Genomic DNA, 16,129 nt, shown 5'->3' with positions numbered 1-16,129 from the left:
AGCGCGTGCCGGTCATCCGGTGAAGCCGGCGAGCCGTATGCGCTGGACGACCGTGCGGCGGCGTCAGGAGTCGGTGGTCCCGCGAGACGGGTGGCCGGTGTGGTGGCCGGCCACCCGTCTCGCATCCGGGGCAGTCCCGCCCGCGGCGGGGCGGGTCAGTCGCGGCCGGCGTCCTCGACGGCCCGGCGGAGCTCGCCGGAGGCGATGAGGCCGACCACGAGCTCGATGTCCTGGGCCAGCGGCCGGTCACCGTCCATCGTGGCGGAGACGGAGCGGATCAGCTCGTGGGCGGCACGCGTCGGAGCGCTCAGGCACTCCTGGCCGCGCAGGTCCGCCGCCTGGCACAGGGCCAGGAGGTGGATGGCGGTGACCTGCCGGACCAGTTCCACGACCGTACGGGCGTCCCGTGCGGCGATGGTGGCCATGCTGACCTTGTCCTGGTTGTGGGCCTCGGTCGACCGGGAGAACGACGTCGCCGGCATGGTGTTCTTCAGCGCCTCGGCGGTGAGGCCGGAGGCGGCGATCTGCATACCCTTGAAGCCGTGGTGCAGCCCGGCCTCCCAGCTGTCGGCGTCGAAACGCGGGATGAGGTTCGGGGTGAGCCCGTTGTTGAACTTCTCATCGACGATCAGTTCGAGCTGACGGTCCAGCAGGTCGCCGACGCTGGCCACCGCGGTCTTGAGCGCGTCCATGGCCTGGCCGACGTGGCCTCCGTAGAAGTTGCCGCCGTTGCGGACCATGCCCGCTTCCACGTCGAACAGCGGGTTGTCGTTGGTGGAGTTGATCTCGACCTCGACCCAGTTCTTCGCCCAGTCCAGGGTGTCACGCAGCACACCGTTCACATGCGGCGCGCAGCGCACCGAGTACCGGTCCTGGATGGGCTCCTCCAGCTCCCGGAAACCGGACTCCGTCAGGGCCGCACCCTCGGGGTCCACGGACGGGTCGAGGTCCTCGGGGTTGCCGAGCAGTTCACGGATGGTCCGGGCGCTGGTACGGGTTCCGGTGTGCGGCTTCTGGTCGAAGATGAACGGGACGAAGTGGCCGGGGTTGCCCTGGAGCACCTGGGAGGCCAGCGCGGTGCTCAGATCTGCGGCGAAGGCCAGTTCGGTGGCGTCGTGGACGGCGAGGGTGGCGAAGCCCGACATGAACGAGGTGCCGTTGACCAGTGCGAGGCCCTCCTTGGCCCCGAGCACCACCTCGCCGAGACCGGCGTCGGCCAGTGCCGTGCGGGCGTCCTTCTCTTCGCCCTGGTGCAGCGCCTTGCCCTGTCCGGTCAGCAGCGCGGCCACGTAGCTCAGCGGGACCAGGTCGCCGCTCGCGCCGACCGAGCCGCGCTCGGGGATGGGCGGCAGCACATCGTTGTTGAGGCAGTCCAGGAGCAGTTCGAGGATCTCGGTACGGATCCCGGACGCGCCCCGGGCCAGGCAGTTCGCCCGGACGATCATGGTGGCCCGGATGACGTCCGGGGTGGCGACGGGGCCGATACCACAGGACAGGAACCGGATGAGGTTGGTCTGCAGGGCCTCGGACTTGAGGCCGGATATCTGCCGGGTGTTGCTGTCACCGAAGCCCGAGGTGACGCCGTAGACGGGCAGACCGGCCTCGATGACCTTGTTCTTGAGCGCGAGGGACTGCTCGATGCGCTGGACCGCGCCTTCGGCGAGCCGGGCGCGGACGCGAGTGATGCCGGCGGGGCGAGCGCCGCTGACGACATCGGTCACCGTCAGGGTGTGGCCGTCAATGAGGAGCTCGGCCTTGTCGTTGGCTGCCAGGGCAGTGTCCATGGTGTGCATTTCTCTTCCGTGACGCGATGGTGACGCGGGTTCAGTGGGCGCTCGGCCGGTACGTACCGAACCAGCGCTGTGGAGTGGGTAGTTGGCCCAGCGGTCCGCCGGGATGATGGGGTGATGGGCGATGGTTCAGTGACTGAGTGCTCCGGCGGTCTCGCACTCACTCAGCACCCAGGCCCGCAGGGCTACCTTGTCGAGCTTTCCGCTGGTGTTGCGGGGTAGGGCTTCGACATGACGGACGGCGGTCGGCAGCTTGTAACGGGCCAGCCGCTGACCCGCGTACGCGCGGACTTCCTCGATGGTGAGCTGGGGCGCAGCGCCGTCCTGGCGCAGCACCGCGATCGGGGTCTCGCCCCACTTGGGGTGCGGCACGCCCACCACCGCCACGTCGTGGACGTCGGGGTGCGCGGCGAGTACCCGCTCGATCTCGGCGGGATAGACGTTCTCTCCGCCGCTGATGATCATATCTTTGAGGCGGTCGACGATGTGAAGCAGCCCCGTCTCGTCGAGGTAGCCGATGTCGCCGGAGTGGAACCAGCCGGAGCAGTCGAACGCCACCGCGGTGGCTTCGGGGTTGTTCCAGTAGCCCGGGGTGACGTGCGGCCCCCGGACGCAGACCTCCCCCGGCACCCGTGCTTCGGTGACGGTGGCTCCCGTCTCGGGGTTCGTCAGCCGTATCTCGGTGTACGGCATGGGGAAGCCGGCGGAGTCGGGGTGGTCGCCGACCAGGTGTCCGGGCAGGTACGTCGCGAACGGCGCGGTCTCGGTCAGCCCCCAGGCCTGCTGCAACTGGACGCCACGGGCCGCGTAGTCGCGTACCAGTTGTCCCGGCACCGGGGCCCCGGCCACGACCGCGGCCGTCAGCGCGGTCAGATCGGCGTCGGCGAATCCGGGGGTGCAGGTCAGCGCGGCGAACATCACCGGCACCGCGAACACGCTGTTCACCTGATACTTCGTCAAGTCGGCTAGGCACTGGGCGGGTTCGAAGGACCGCCTGACAACTACGGTGCCACCGCGGGTCAGGGCGCCCAGGGTGAAGGCGTTGAGGCCGCCGATGTGGAACATGGGCGCCACGGCGAGTGTGGTGTGGCGGGGGCGTACGTCGATGGCGCCGGTCACGTTGAGGTGGTTCCACCACAGGTTGCCGTGGGTCAGCATCACACCCTTCGGACGGCCCGTCGTACCCGAGGTGTACATCAGTACGGCGGTGTCGTCCGGACCGACCTTGACGGCTTCGTCGCGCGGGGCGCTCTCGCCCGCCTCGGACAGGCGCTCCCAGCGCGGATGGGCCGACGTGGCGGCCGGGACGAGCGGGTCACGGTCGCCGAGCAGGAAGCGGCGGACCGGCGAGCCGTCGGCGATGCTGTCGACGACCGGCCGGTGCCCGTCCTCGGCGACCACGGTGTGGGTGCCGGAGTCGTGGAGCAGATAGGACACTTCCTCGGCGGCGAGCCGGAAGTTGGCCGGAAGGAAGATCGCTCCCAGGTGGGCGGCGGCGAGCGCCGTCTCCAGCAGCAGTGCGCTGTTGTGGCCGAAGTAGGCGACGCGGTCCCCGGCCCGCAGCCCACCCTGGGACAGGGTGCCGGCCGTTTCACGGACCCGGGCGCTCAGTTGGGCGTACGTGGTCTCGGTACCCTCGTACACGATGGCCGGTGCGTCACCGGCGACCTGCGCCCAACGGTGCACGGCTGTGGCCGTGCTGACGCTGACGTCTCTCATGATTCCCCCGTGCTGAGTGGGTGCGAAGGTGTTGCGGAGATGCTGCTGTGGGCTGCCATGGGACCGCCGGGACACGGGTGCCGTCGTACAGGCTCGCTCCGGTCACGGGCCGGCGAACCCGTGAATGAATGACGGCGTGTCAGATGAGACCGCCGGAGGCGGCGATCGACTGGCCGGCGACCAGCGGGACCGGTCATCGGCGAGAAAAGGTAAGGGCCCAGTCGGCCGGCCGATTCAGCTCATGGTGATGCGGCCCCACGCGGGGCCGGGAATCGACTACGGGCGGCGCGAAAGCTGAAGTTCGGTTCTTGCCTGCGGTGGTGCCGCGGCGTCAGGCGAGACAGCAGAACTGAATGGCGAGATCCGCCGTGTGGTCAGCATGCCGAAGAATCATGTGGTTCATCCCCCATTTGAACACTGTCGTTTCTCAACGACGGGAGGGAACCTAACAACAGTCCATTGAAGACTCCAAGCCATCGTGTCTGATTGCCTGAGCCTTTTTGAGTCATAGCGAAGCGTCTGATGCAGGATGCTACCTTTGACGAGTAAACATCATAAATGACCGTTCTGCTCACCTCGGCAAGTGACTCTACGTGCAGTGTGTCGACGAAATGGCGGGAGTTTGACCACTTTCCGCTACGATCCACTGATCCCTGTGGTGCTGATCACGACGTCATCACGCCACACGGGAACGTATGCCTCCGCTTGGGGGGTAGGTGCTGACCGGGGTCCGCGACTTTGGCGCAGGGCGCCCTCCCGCAGTCGGGGCGGTACCCCTCCTTTACGCGCATCCGACCGTCTGACGTGCAGTCTTGACGGGGCGTACGGCCCGATGTCTGCCGTGTTCCGCCCGCCGAAGCGAGCACGCCGCAGTCCCACGAATCCGCCCTCGGCGGTGTGACCGGCATCTCATGAGTCGCCGTCAACTGCGGTGACCTGCGGTCATGCAGAAAATGCATCACAGATGCAGACGGCCGACTTGCGGGGGAGGTGCCCGCTGTATGTAATTCCTCCGTTTACAAATTACGTGCGCTCAAGTGCGCATGTTAGTTGCAAGGCGGGGGAATGTACGAAAGCTATCTGGCGGAAAAGCTTGACAAGCTGAGACGAGATGGCCAGTACCGAACGTTCATAGAAATCAATCGTCACGCGAATGCGTACCCGAAGGCGACGCGTCGCGCGGCCGACGGGCGCAGTCAGCAGGTGACCGTTTGGTGCAGCAACGACTACCTGGGGATGTCACAGCACCCCAAGGTGGTCGAGGCGATGCATCGGGCGATCGATGAGTACGGAGCCGGTTCCGGGGGGTCACGGAACATCGGCGGAACTCACGCCCACTATTCCGCGCTGGAGGCCTCGCTCGCCGAGTGGCACCGTAAAGAAGCCGCCCTGGTCTTTCCCACGGGATACAGCTCGAACGATGCCACTCTGCGGTGCCTGCTGCGCCTGCTGCCCGATCCCATCGTCCTGTCCGACGAGCTGAACCACGCTTCGATCATCAACGGGATATGCAGCACGAACGCGGACCGCAAGGTATTCCGCCACAACGATGTGGCCCACCTGGAAGAGTTGCTCTCCAGCGAGCCTCTGGACCGTCCGAAGATCGTCGTCTTCGAGTCCGTTTACTCGATGGATGGTGATGTCGCCCCCATCGAAGAGATCGTCAAGCTCGCGCACGAATACAACGCGCTCACCTACCTTGACGAAGTGCATGCGATCGGCATGTACGGGCCCCGAGGCGCGGGGATCGCGGCACAGCTGAATGTCGATCACCTCGTCGACATCATCCAGGGCACGATGGCCAAGGGGATCGGCGTCATCGGTGGATACATCACCGGCTCGACCACCCTGGTCGACGCGGTCCGCAGCTTCGCCTCGGGCTTCATCTTCACCACCTCACTGCCGCCCGCGGTCGTGGCGGCCTGCCACGCCAGCGTGGAACACCTGAAGACCTCCACTGCTGAACGGGACGCGCTGCAGAGCAAGACCGCCCACCTGCGTACGGCCTTGGCGGGCGCCGGGATCGAGGTGATGCCGTGCAGCACGACGCACGTCCTGCCGGTCCTGGTCGGGGACGCCGAGCTGTGCAAGCAGTCGGCCGCACGGCTGCTGGACCTGCACGGCATCTACCTGCAGCCCATCAACTCGCCCACCGTTCCGGTCGGCACCGAGCGATTCCGCGTCAACGTCACGCCGAATCACTCCGACGAGGACATCGCCCACCTGGTCCGTTCCCTGGACGAGGTCTTCACCCACTTCGGCCTTCATGGGAGGACAGCGTGACGACAGCGACCGACACTGTGGTGCGGCGTGCGGAGCCGGGGGACATCGACGAACTCATCCGTCTGCGCGCCTTCCTGCTCGACGGCGATGAGGAGCAGGCATCGCTCCCGTACATCGCGACGACTCCCGAGGCGCGCAAGGCGTGGCGGGCCGGGTACCGGGCCTGGCTGACGGAGAAGGTGTCCCATGAGGACGTGTTCGTCTCGGTGGCCGCCGGCCCCGACCGGCTCCGTGCCTGCGCCATCTCCGTCATCGACCAGCGTCCCCCTTCGCCTGCTCAGCCCAACGGCCGGGTGGCCTGGATGCAGACCCTCATCACCGATCCGCGTGACCGGGGCCAGGGGCTGGCCACCGCTGTGATCGACCGTCTCTTCGAGTGGGCGAGTACGCGCGGCGCCGACGTCGCCATGATGCAGAGCTCAAGCGGTGCCGTGGAGTTCCACCGCCGGGCCGGCTGGCAGCTCTCCGAGGAGGGCCTCTACCACCGCCCCGTCACCGCGAGCCAGGAGGGATGATCCCCATGGACACCGTGAAAGTACTGATCGCGGGAATGGGCTACGCCGGTACGCGATTCCGGAGTGCACTGCGCAGCCTCTCCGGCCCGCAGGAACTCGGTCTCGACATCGAGATCGCCTACCACGCCCGGCACCGCACGGTCGAGGACATCCCCTACTTCCCCACGGTCGAAGGCGCCCTCGAGGAATTCGAGCCCGATCTCGTCATCGTCGCGGTGACCGACTCGGCGCACGCCGAGATTCTGACGCGCCTCAAGGGCTACAAGGGCTTCGTCCTGGCAGAGAAGCCCCTCACCTCCGCCCACGACGACCTGGACGCCGTGGCCTCGGCCCTGAGCGATGTCTCCGGCTTCGCCATGGACCTGGTCGGCCGGTACTCGGAGGCGAGCGTGGCCCTTTGGGACTACGTGCACCGTCACCGGCTGACCCTGGTGCGGGCCCACGCCACCTGGGGCAAGAACCGCATCAACGACCACCGGCCCACGGTCGGAGTCGCCAGTGAGGTCATCCATTCCCTGGACCTGGTCCAGGGGCTCGACCTCGACGGTCAGCAACTGCGGCTCCGTGACGCCGTCGCCGTCTGCTCCGACTACTCCATCTCCGGGCCCGACGTCCTGGACAGCGTGGCCCTGACAGCTCAGCTGGGCGACGCCGTGGTGAGCGTCTACAGCAGCTTCGTCAACGTCACCCGGCAGCGCACCATCGACTGCGCCTTCCGGGACCAGGAAGGCGGCCTGGTCTACGCCACCGTGGAGTACTCCAACCCCACTTGGGACGCGGACCACCTACGGATCTGGCGCGAGGCCGACGGCCGAGAAGAGCTGCTGTGCGAGGTGGACACCCGCCACGACCCCGTTCCCGACGGGCACAGCACCATCGTCTCGCTGCGCCGCGTGGTCACGGACGCCGTGCGGTTCGCGCACAACCGGCAGCAGCCTGCCGTGCCGTTCGCCGGTCTAGAGGAGTCCGTACGGCTGCAGCGCCTGCTCAACGAGATCGAACAGAAGGCCGCGGTGACCGAACCGGCCAGCTACTTCCCCAACGGTCGCCAGGTCATCGCCGAAACGGATTTGGAGCGCCTCGGATGAGCGCCACACAGAAATTGGAGCGCGTCGGATGAGCGCCACACAGAAAATAGCCACCCCGAAGAAGGACGACACCCGCAGCAAGTTCATCCCGCTGCTGGCGCTGGGCACGTTTGCGCTGGGCGTGGACGCCTACGTGATGGCCGGACTGCTGCCCCTGGTGTCGGCGGATCTGCACATCTCGGCGTCGTCGGCCGGCCAGATGGTCACCGTCTTCACGCTCTGCTACGCGCTGGGCGGGCCGATCTTCGCCACCCTCCTGGCCACACGGCCGGCGAAGGTGGTGCTCGGCGTGGCGCTGGTGGTCTTCACCATCGGCAATGCCTTGACCGCCGTCGCCCCCAGCCTGTGGGTTCTCCTGATCGCCCGCGCGGTCGCAGGCATCGGTGCGGGTGTGTACTCACCCTTCGCCGCCGCCACGGCGGCGGGCCTGACCTCTCCGGAACGGCGTGGCCGCGCGCTCGCCACCATCATGGGCGGCCTGAGCATCGGCACCGTCATCGGTGTCCCGGTCGGCATGCTGCTCGCCTCGCACATGGGGTGGCGCGGCACGCTGTGGCTGATCACCGCGCTGGGCGTGGTCGCTCTGATCGGGATCATGCGGCTGCCGCAGGTCGCGGTGAGCCCGCCGCCGCCGCTGGGTCAGCGCGTGCGCGCCCTTGCCAGCGGCCGGGTCGCCGGCATCGTCTCCGTCTCGCTGCTCGGCGGTATCGCCAGCCTCGGTCTGTACACCTACCTCGCTGAGTTCATCGTCGACGCCGCGCACACCGACCAGACGGTCTGGGCCATGTGGGCCTGGGGCGCGGGTGGCATCATCGGCAGTCTTCTGATCGGCCGCATCGTGGACCGCACCCGCCGGCCCTTCGCTGCGGTCGCCTGGATCCTGGTCCTCGTCGTGGCCAGCCAGCTCGTCATGCCCGTCGCCGCTCACACCGCCGTGGCTCTGGCAGCCGTCCCGCTCGTGATCTGGGGCGCGGCCGGATGGGCCATCCAGGTGCCTCAGCAGCACCAGCTCATCGCGGCCCAGCCCGAACAGGCCACGGTCGCCGTCTCGCTCAACAGCTCCGCTGTCTACCTCGGCAGCGGCCTCGGGTCCGCGCTCGGCGGCGTGGTGCTGGGCCTCGGCGTGGCTCCGGGCTCCCTGCCGTACTACACGGCCGCACTCACCTTGGTCGCCCTCATCCTGCACCTGACCGTGGTGCGTGGTGCCGTACGTCGCGGGGGAGATGCCGTTACGGCACCCTGAGCTGGGAAGACAGCCGCAGTTGGCTAGATTGTGCCCCATGGATATTGGGTTGCATCACCTGCGATGCTTTCTCGCCCTGGCCGAGGAGCAGCACTTCACCTGGGCTGCTGATCGTCTCGGTATCTCCCAGCCCACCCTCAGCCGGCACATCCAGCGTCTGGAGGGGGCCCTGGGCCGGACCTTGGTGGACCGCAGCACCCGCCACCCCCGCCTCACCGCGGACGGGAACCGACTGCAAGCCGATCTCCAAGTCCTTCTGCCCCAGCTGGAAACGGCTCTCCAGCCCCCCGAGCCGCAGTCCTCACTGCGCCTCGGCTATGCCTGGGGCTTCCCCCTCCAGCGTGGCCGTCAAGCGACGGCCACGCTGGAGGAGCAGCACCACGTCCTCGTGCACACCGTGCGCCGGGACGACCGCACCGCCGGACTGCGCGACGGTTCGGTCGACGCGGCCCTGCTCTGGGGGGTCATCAGCGATCCGTTCCTGGTCACCACCGAGATCCTGCGGGAGCCGCGTATCGCAGCGGTCTCCCGCAGCTCCACCTTGGCCGTGCGTGACCGTGTCACCTGGCGCGACCTCGGGCGTCGCTGCCTCGTCGTCAATACCGTGAGCGGCACGCTCACCCCGCAGGACTGGCCGGCCGATGCCACCCCCGAGATCGGCGTGGAAACCTCCAACATCGAGGAGTACCTCCACGCCGTCGCCGCCAGACGCGGTGTCGGTGTACTCCCGGTATCGGTGGCCGAACAGTACCCCGATCCGGACATCCTGTACCTGCCGCTCACAGGCTGCCCGCCCGCCATCCTCACCTATGCCTACCCCCGCAACAATCCCCACCCCTACGCAGCGGTCTTCGGGCGTGTCCTGCGGCAGGACCAGGCCAGCGAGGGAGCGAGCCACTTAGCGTGGCCAGGCGGCACCCTCATACCACTGCTCGGCCGTCAGGTTCGCTTCGGACCGTACAGCCCCGAGCGCCAGGGCGACGTTATGAGCCGCTTGATGCGCCGGAAGCACGTCGCGTGTCCGTAGCGGTGCCGGTAGGTGAGCAGTGCCGCGGCCTCACGCTCATCCCGCCCGTGCCGCGCAGTGCGAACGGCTTCACGTCGACTTCGAGGAGCACCTGCGCCGGGGCACACACGCCCAGGAGAGGCATCGGGATGCCGTGCCATGTTCCCTCACCTCACCCATCTCGATCGTCACGGGCAGCGACTGCACCACACAAGTTGAGCCGGAGCCTGGAAAACTGAGAGCGCTTCTCGGCGACTTCGGAGAGCTGTCTGCGGGGCCAGGGCAAGGAGTGTTGATGAGAAGTAGCAGCGGTGCCGCAGCGTGAGAACCGCGATGACGGCTGACCTTGGTGCCTCGTATCGTTCGGCACGTGAGTGTGTCCGAGGTTTCCGCTGAGTGGTCCGAGTTCGTTGTCCGTAGCCCGGAGACGCCGTCAACGTATGTCAGGCTTTTCGACTGGGCTCGCGTGGACGAGCATGAAGTCGCCTTCGCGGTGGAGGCCGTGGGGGACGGACTGTGCGCACGGCTCGACTCGGTGAACGTCTCGGTGTGGGATGGTGCGGGAGATCTTGCTGAGTTCCTGGATGGTCTGGCGGGTGACCACGACCCTCGAAGCGGGAGAACAGATGTCGCGGCTCGCCTCTGACGTGCGGAGATTCCTCCATCAGGGATAGGCCCGCGGCCTGACGGCTACGTCGGGCCGGCCGCGTCCAGGGCTGGTTGATCAGCGTGATCGGGTGCTGGCGCTGGCCGTGCGCGGCCAAGGGACGGAGGCGCCCTGATCGTCTGGCAGCACACCGCGCAGCCGTACCGGACCGACGGTGGTACGTGCCTCGACGTGCTCGACCCGGGGGCGGGGGCGCCGGGCTGCACGCACGCGGATCAACCGACGCTTCACCCTTTCATCGCGCGGCGCGCAGTGGATCGCAGGGTGTGCGCGGTGTCGAGGGCGGTGGTGCGCGCCCGGTGGGCGGTTTCCCGGAGCGGGCTGGGGGAGCGTCGGCCGGGGCCGCGCCTGAGGAGGTCCCGGTAGAGGTCGAGGTGTTGCTCGGCGATGTGGTCCGGGTCGTAGCGGGCGGAGTTGCGCCAAGCTGCCTCTCCCATGCGCCGGCGCAGGGTGTCATCGCGGATGAGGTCGCACAGCGCGGCAGCGAGGCCTTCGCCGTCGCCGGGGCGGACCAGGCGTCCGTCGATGCCGTGGGTGATGATCTCGCGCGGCCCGAGGGGGCAGTCGGTGGCGATGACGGGAAGGCCGCAGCGCATGGCCTCGACGATGGTCATGCCGAAGGACTCCCGGTCGGAGGTGGAGACGGCGATGGATGCCTTGGTCAACTCGGTGTCCAGTGCATCGACATGGTCGTGGAGGAAGACGTGGCCGTTGAGCCCGAGGTCGTCGACGAGGGTGGCCAGGGTGCTCTTCTCGTTGCCGGTGGTGTCGCCGCTACCGAAGATCCGTAGTTGCCAGTCGGGGTGGGCGGCGGCGACGTCGGCGAAGGCATGGATGAGGAGGTCGTAGCGTTTCACCGCGACAAGCCGGCCCGCGGCCACGACGACCTTGCTTGTGTGCTCGACCGGCCTTGCGGTCAGGGGAGGGACGCTGTTCGCGATCGCCTGCACCCGCACGTCGGGCAGGCCGATGTGCCGGTAGGCGAGCGCGTCGGCTTCGGTCACGGTGGTGAGCGCGTCAAGGAAGGGGTAGCGGTGGCGTATCTCATGGCGCATGCGCAGCCCGTGGCCGGAGAGGGTGAGGTGTTCCTGCCCCACCCTGATCGTGGCGGGGTGGGCCTGCCGGGCGATGTGCACGTTCAGTCCCGGTCTGGTGCCGACGATCACGTCTGCCTCCAGGCGGGACAGACAGCGGCCGATGCGTTCATCTGTGAGGCGGCTGTACTGCCTGTGACGGCCGTCCGCGCGGGGGAAGACACGGGCGGGCCGTGCGTGGCGGGGATCGTCGCCGTCGTAGTGCGCGGAATCGCTGCGCAGGTCCACCAGCGGGGTCAACCGCACATGCGGTGGTGCGCCCATGGCCGGCGTCTCGCGGTGCCGGAAGACCGAGATGATCTCCACGTCGTGGTGTGCGGCCAGTGCGGCGGCGAGGTTGAACGTCGATCTGATCGTGCCGCCGAAGCTGTAGGCGTTGTGGAGCAGGAAGGAAATACGCATGCGTCGGCACACCTCCGGCCGGCTGGTGGGGCGGGTCACGGGCGGTAGACGGTGCCGGGGCGCGGACTGGCCGGGGCCAGGAGCTGGGGGACGGTGACGAAGGTGTACCCCCGGGCGCGGAGCTCGTCGATGATCCTGGGGACGGCGGGGACGGTGCCGTCGTAGATGTCGTGGAGCAGGATGATGCCGTCGCGGGTTGCCTGGTCGAGGATGCGGTCGCCGATCAGGCGGGTGTCGGTGGTGGCGTAGTCGCTCGCGGTGGCACTCCACAGGACTTCGGACAGGCCCAGGGAGCGGGCGACCGAGCCCACCGTCTCGTTCGTGCCGCCCTGCGGCGGTCGCATGAGGGTGGGGGCCTTGCCGGTGATGGCTTTGATCGCGTCCTGGGTGCGGTCGAGCTCGTCGCGTATCTGCTCGGGGGTGAGGTCGTCGAGGCGTGGGTGAGTCCAGGTGTGGTTGCCGAGCTCGTGTCCTTCGGCTGCTGCCCGGCGCACCAGATCTGGGTGGGCGAGCACGTGATTCTTGCCCAGGAGGAAGAAGGTGGCGTGCAGCTTCTTCGCTTTGAGGATGTCCAGGAGTGCGGCGGTGTGGGGCCCGGGGCCGGCGTCGAAGGTCAGCGCGATGCACTTCGCCTTCCGGCAGTCCACCGGCGCCTCGCCGGTGTCGCCCGCAGCGGCGGGTGCGCTCCCGCCTGCTTGTGCGCGCGCCTGGGCCGGCGTGACGCGTTCTTGCCCGCAGCCTGTCAATCCGGTCAGCAGGGCTGTCCCGGTGACGAGGCAGAGCGCCGCCGTCACAGCTCGATGTCTCCGGGCAAGGACGCGGGGGGTTGGGCGGGTGGGGCGTACGGCAGGGCTGAGCATCAGGATGGCTTTCTGAGCGATCATGGGGCGCAGGAGAACCGGCTCGTCACGGCTCCGTCGAGCCTGGTCGACTGTGAGCAGGCGAGCCCCGGTCCGGCGTGGTGGGGACACACCATGCATGAACCGACCCAAAGATGATCTAAAGAACCTAAAGATCACCTTCAGGGAAAAAGGCATGCGGCATGAAAGCCTTGACCATGTGGAAGACATCCTGGTCGTTGAGGACGATCCGCAGCTCGGGCCCGCCCTGCAGCGCGGGTTGACAGCAGAGGGCTACCGCGTCGAACTCGTACGCGACGGCGCCACCGGGCTGGAGCGCGCCCTGGCCGGTGAGCACGCGGTCATCGTGCTGGACATCATGCTCCCCGGTCTGAACGGCTACCGGATCTGCTCCGCCCTGCGTGCCGCGGGCGTGGGCACGCCCGTGCTGATGCTGACCGCGAAGGACGGCGAGTACGACGAGGCGGAGGGCCTGGACACCGGCGCCGACGACTACCTGGTCAAGCCGTTCGCCTCGGTGGTCCTGCTCGCGCGGCTGCGGGCCCTGCTGCGCCGGGGCGCCACCGCCACGACCGGCCAATCGGTCCTGCGCGCCGGTGACTTGTGGGCGGACCCGACCTCCCGCCGCGCGGGCCGGGGCGCCACCGAGTTCGCCCTGACACCCAAGGAGTTCGCCATCCTCACCTGCCTGCTGCACACACCGGATCGCCCGGTGTCGAAGGAGGCGATCCTCGACGAAGTCTGGGACCCGGCCTACACCGGGGGCACCGCCATCGTGGAGGTCTACATCTCCGCACTGCGCAAGAAGGTCGACGCCCCCTTCCACACCCACAGCATCGAAACCGTCCGCGGGTACGGCTACCGCCTCACGCCATGAGAACAACCGTCATGACCGCGCAGCAGCGTCCCGCACACCGCACACCGCTCCTGCTCCGGGTCCTGCCCGGCCAGGTGCGCATCGCACTCGTATCGGGGACCGCCGCCCTCGTGCTGTTCGGCAGCGGCGCATGGTGGCTCTTCCAGCACGTCCGCACGTACGCCGACCAGCGGACGCAGGAGCGGGCATACGAGCTGTCCCTTCAGCTCGCCGCCCAGGCCGCCGCCGGCAAAGAAACCCTCAGCGATTCTCTGTTCAACTGGCCCCTCATCGAAGTCGACCGGAAAGGCCGCACCGTCATCGCCACAGGCGCCGCCCTGGGCCTCGCCGACCTCAAGGCGCTGCTCCCCCCACCCCCCGCCCCGCCTCCCCGCCGCGCAACCGGTGCCCCGCAACGGGGCACGGTCCACGTCGGCGCGGTCGACGAACGCGAGCACGACCGCTTCCACCGTCCCGACGGGACACTGAAGCCGCCCCCCACCAGCTTCACCACCGCCGAGCAGAAGGCTCTCCTCGCCCACCGGCAGGCGCACACTCTCGCCCACCGCACCATCACCGTCTTCGCCACCGCCGTGCACACCCCTGCACACGCATGCCACCGGCCCACCGAAACCGACGGATCGTGCCGCTCCACCCTCTACGTCTTCGCACCCCCCTACGTCGCCGAGGAGGCCACCGCCCCCCTGCGTACCCCGCTCACCACAGGCGTCCCCCTCGCCGCACTGCTGGTCGCCGCCCTCGCCTGGGCCACCGCACGCCGCTCCCTGCGCCCGGTCGAGGCCATCAGGCAGGAGGTCGCCGAGATCACCGACACCAGCCTCGACCGCCGCGTCCCCGTCCCCGACGCCCGCGACCCCGTCCGCCGCCTGGCACTGACCACCAACACGACCCTGGACCGGCTGGAGACCGCCGTAGAACGCCAACGCCGCTTCGTCGCGGACGCTTCGCACGAACTACGCTCCCCCGTCGCCGCCCTGCGCTACGAACTCGAAACCGCTCTCGCCCACCCCGACACCATCGACCCCCACCAGACACTCCACGACGCCCTCACTGCCACGCAGCGCATCCAGACCCTCACCGAAGACCTGCTCCTGCTGGCTCGCCCCGATCACCCCGCCGTCCACTCCCTGATCGACCTGGCCGGCCTCGCCACGGAACTCGTCCACGAATACCGGCACCGCGGTCACCCCGTCTCGCTGCGCAGCAGCCCTGACCAAGCCCCCGTCCGCGGCGACGGCACACAGCTGCACCGGCTGCTGCGCAACCTCCTCGACAACGCCGTACGGCACGCACGCACCGCCGTCACCGTGAACGTCACCGACGACGGTCACACACATACCGTGAGCATCCACAACGACGGCACGCCCCTGGCCCCGGAGGAGTACGAGCACATCTTCGAGCGCTTCACCCGCCTCGACGAGGCCCGCGACCGCGACAGAGGCGGCAGCGGCCTGGGGCTGGCCATCGCCCGCGATATCGCCGAGCGCCACCACGGAACCCTCACCGCCCACTCCGACCACCCCCAGCCCGGCACCACCTTCACGCTGACCCTCCCTGCCCCACCGGACACCGACCCATGACCCGTGAGGGGAGGGGAGGGGAGGGGAGGGGAGGGGAGGGGAGGGGAGGGGAGGGACAATCCGGTCAGGACCAGGGTCGCCTCGCAGGTCGACTACCTCTGGGGGCAGTAACGTCGCCCCGACGGCGGAGGCCGGAAACGCGTTGATGAAGGCGACGAAGGCGCTGGTCAGGGGGCCCGCGAATCCGACAGTGCCTGGAGGTTTATGTAGTGCAGAGGTGGGGGTGGGCTACCGTGTCGGCGATGAGATGGCTGCGGCGTTTGCCCGCTACGACTGTGTATGTGGGTCTGCTCCTGGTCACCGCTGGATGGATGGTCTCGCAGCCGGTGCGGGAGCAGGCCCGCTTCATCCGCCACAACAGCAGCAATGTGCACCACCTTGAAGTGGGCAAGTGGTGGACGCTTTTCACCAGCGCGCTGGTTGTGGACGGCGTTCCCGTCCTGCTCGGAATAGGTGCGGTGGCCGCCGTGCTCGGGCTGGCGGAGTGGCGCTGGGGGACGCTGCGCGGGTTTGGGATCTTCCTCGTCGGGCACGTCGTGGCGACGCTCCTCACCGAGGGCGCCATGTGGCTGATGAAGCTGGCCCACCTGCCGGGCGCCCTGTCCAGGGCCCGTGACGTCGGGATCAGTTACGGGCTCGTGGCTACTGCCTCCTGTCTGCTGGCCCTCGGCGGACGGCGAGTTCGCCGCTACGGGCTGCCCGCCCTTGCCGTCCTGCTCACGGTCGCGTGGGCCATCAACCAGGAACTCGCTGACGCGGGCCACGTCGTAGCCCTGGGCCTGGGCGTACTCGGCGCCCACACCCCCTGGTTGCGCTCCGCCGCACAGCGCCGCTCGCAGCAGCAGCGCCCCAACCCACTGGCACCCGCCAAGTCCACGCCACCCTCGCACGCGCCAAGCGCCGCCGGCCCTCAACCATGAGGTGACACCATGCCAATGACCGTGACGACGCGAGCAGTTCCTGGCCGAGCGGCACATCGGCGTCCTGCTGGCGTCCTGCCGGTGT

13 protein-coding genes are annotated in these 16,129 nt (G+C 68.5%); 9 read left to right on the top strand and 4 right to left on the bottom strand.

Annotation, left to right across the window (positions count from 1 at the left end; translation table 11 throughout):
- Positions 1 to 155: 155 nt before the first annotated feature.
- Complete coding sequence (gene hutH, locus ACFY12_RS32195) at positions 156 to 1,793, bottom strand: histidine ammonia-lyase (RefSeq protein ID WP_390719493.1); 1,638 nt, start codon at positions 1,791 to 1,793, stop codon at positions 156 to 158.
- Between the two features lie 126 nt (positions 1,794 to 1,919).
- Positions 1,920 to 3,509 carry an AMP-binding protein gene (locus ACFY12_RS32190; protein ID WP_390719492.1) on the bottom strand — a complete coding sequence of 530 codons (1,590 nt, stop codon included), beginning with the start codon at positions 3,507 to 3,509 and terminating at the stop codon, positions 1,920 to 1,922.
- A gap of 1,065 nt (positions 3,510 to 4,574) precedes the next feature.
- Here ACFY12_RS32190 and hemA point away from each other — a divergent pair.
- The 6 genes from hemA to ACFY12_RS32160 all read left to right on the top strand — a co-directional run bounded on the left by hemA (position 4,575) and on the right by ACFY12_RS32160 (position 10,290).
- Positions 4,575 to 5,792 carry a 5-aminolevulinate synthase gene (gene hemA, locus ACFY12_RS32185; protein WP_390719491.1) on the top strand — a complete coding sequence of 406 codons (1,218 nt, stop codon included), beginning with the start codon at positions 4,575 to 4,577 and terminating at the stop codon, positions 5,790 to 5,792.
- The gene (locus ACFY12_RS32180; protein WP_390719490.1) at positions 5,789 to 6,307 is read left to right on the top strand and encodes a GNAT family N-acetyltransferase; all 519 of its coding nucleotides are present in this window, start codon (positions 5,789 to 5,791) and stop codon (positions 6,305 to 6,307) included. The genes hemA and ACFY12_RS32180 overlap by 4 nt, the downstream gene beginning before the upstream one ends.
- Before the next feature lie 5 nt (positions 6,308 to 6,312).
- On the top strand, positions 6,313 to 7,395 hold the full coding sequence (locus ACFY12_RS32175) for a Gfo/Idh/MocA family oxidoreductase (protein ID WP_390719489.1): 1,083 nt from the start codon (positions 6,313 to 6,315) through the stop codon (positions 7,393 to 7,395).
- A gap of 28 nt (positions 7,396 to 7,423) precedes the next feature.
- The gene (locus ACFY12_RS32170) at positions 7,424 to 8,638 is read left to right on the top strand and encodes an MFS transporter (protein WP_390719488.1); all 1,215 of its coding nucleotides are present in this window, start codon (positions 7,424 to 7,426) and stop codon (positions 8,636 to 8,638) included.
- Positions 8,639 to 8,675: 37 nt separating this feature from the next.
- Positions 8,676 to 9,665 carry a LysR family transcriptional regulator gene (locus tag ACFY12_RS32165; protein WP_390719487.1) on the top strand — a complete coding sequence of 330 codons (990 nt, stop codon included), beginning with the start codon at positions 8,676 to 8,678 and terminating at the stop codon, positions 9,663 to 9,665.
- A 349-nt stretch (positions 9,666 to 10,014) separates the two neighbouring features.
- Positions 10,015 to 10,290 (top strand): DUF6228 family protein, encoded by a 276-nt coding sequence (locus ACFY12_RS32160; protein WP_390719486.1) that lies wholly within the window; start codon positions 10,015 to 10,017, stop codon positions 10,288 to 10,290.
- A gap of 248 nt (positions 10,291 to 10,538) precedes the next feature.
- Here ACFY12_RS32160 and ACFY12_RS32155 read toward each other — a convergent pair whose 3' ends face one another.
- Positions 10,539 to 11,807: a glycosyltransferase family 4 protein gene (locus ACFY12_RS32155; RefSeq protein ID WP_390719485.1), complete on the bottom strand. Its 1,269-nt coding sequence runs from the start codon at positions 11,805 to 11,807 to the stop codon at positions 10,539 to 10,541.
- Between the two features lie 35 nt (positions 11,808 to 11,842).
- Positions 11,843 to 12,691 (bottom strand): polysaccharide deacetylase family protein, encoded by an 849-nt coding sequence (locus ACFY12_RS32150; protein ID WP_390719484.1) that lies wholly within the window; start codon positions 12,689 to 12,691, stop codon positions 11,843 to 11,845.
- A gap of 151 nt (positions 12,692 to 12,842) precedes the next feature.
- Between ACFY12_RS32150 and ACFY12_RS32145 the strand changes: the two genes are divergently transcribed.
- From ACFY12_RS32145 to ACFY12_RS32135, 3 genes are all read left to right on the top strand, one after another.
- Positions 12,843 to 13,544: a response regulator transcription factor gene (locus ACFY12_RS32145; RefSeq protein ID WP_390719483.1), complete on the top strand. Its 702-nt coding sequence runs from the start codon at positions 12,843 to 12,845 to the stop codon at positions 13,542 to 13,544.
- Entirely contained in the window at positions 13,541 to 15,124 is a 1,584-nt protein-coding gene (locus tag ACFY12_RS32140) for a sensor histidine kinase (RefSeq protein WP_390719482.1), read from the top strand. Before ACFY12_RS32145 ends, ACFY12_RS32140 begins: the two co-directional genes overlap by 4 nt.
- Positions 15,125 to 15,366: 242 nt before the next feature.
- Entirely contained in the window at positions 15,367 to 16,044 is a 678-nt protein-coding gene (locus tag ACFY12_RS32135) for a rhomboid-like protein (protein ID WP_390719481.1), read from the top strand.
- The last annotated feature ends 85 nt before the right edge of the window (positions 16,045 to 16,129 follow it).

This window comes from Streptomyces sp. NPDC001339 (assembly GCF_042895955.1).
In the GTDB taxonomy this organism is placed as follows: Bacteria; Actinomycetota; Actinomycetes; order Streptomycetales; family Streptomycetaceae; genus Streptomyces.
The sequence above is the reverse complement of the archived record's forward strand: the minus strand, read 5'-3'. Positions and strand labels throughout refer to the sequence as shown.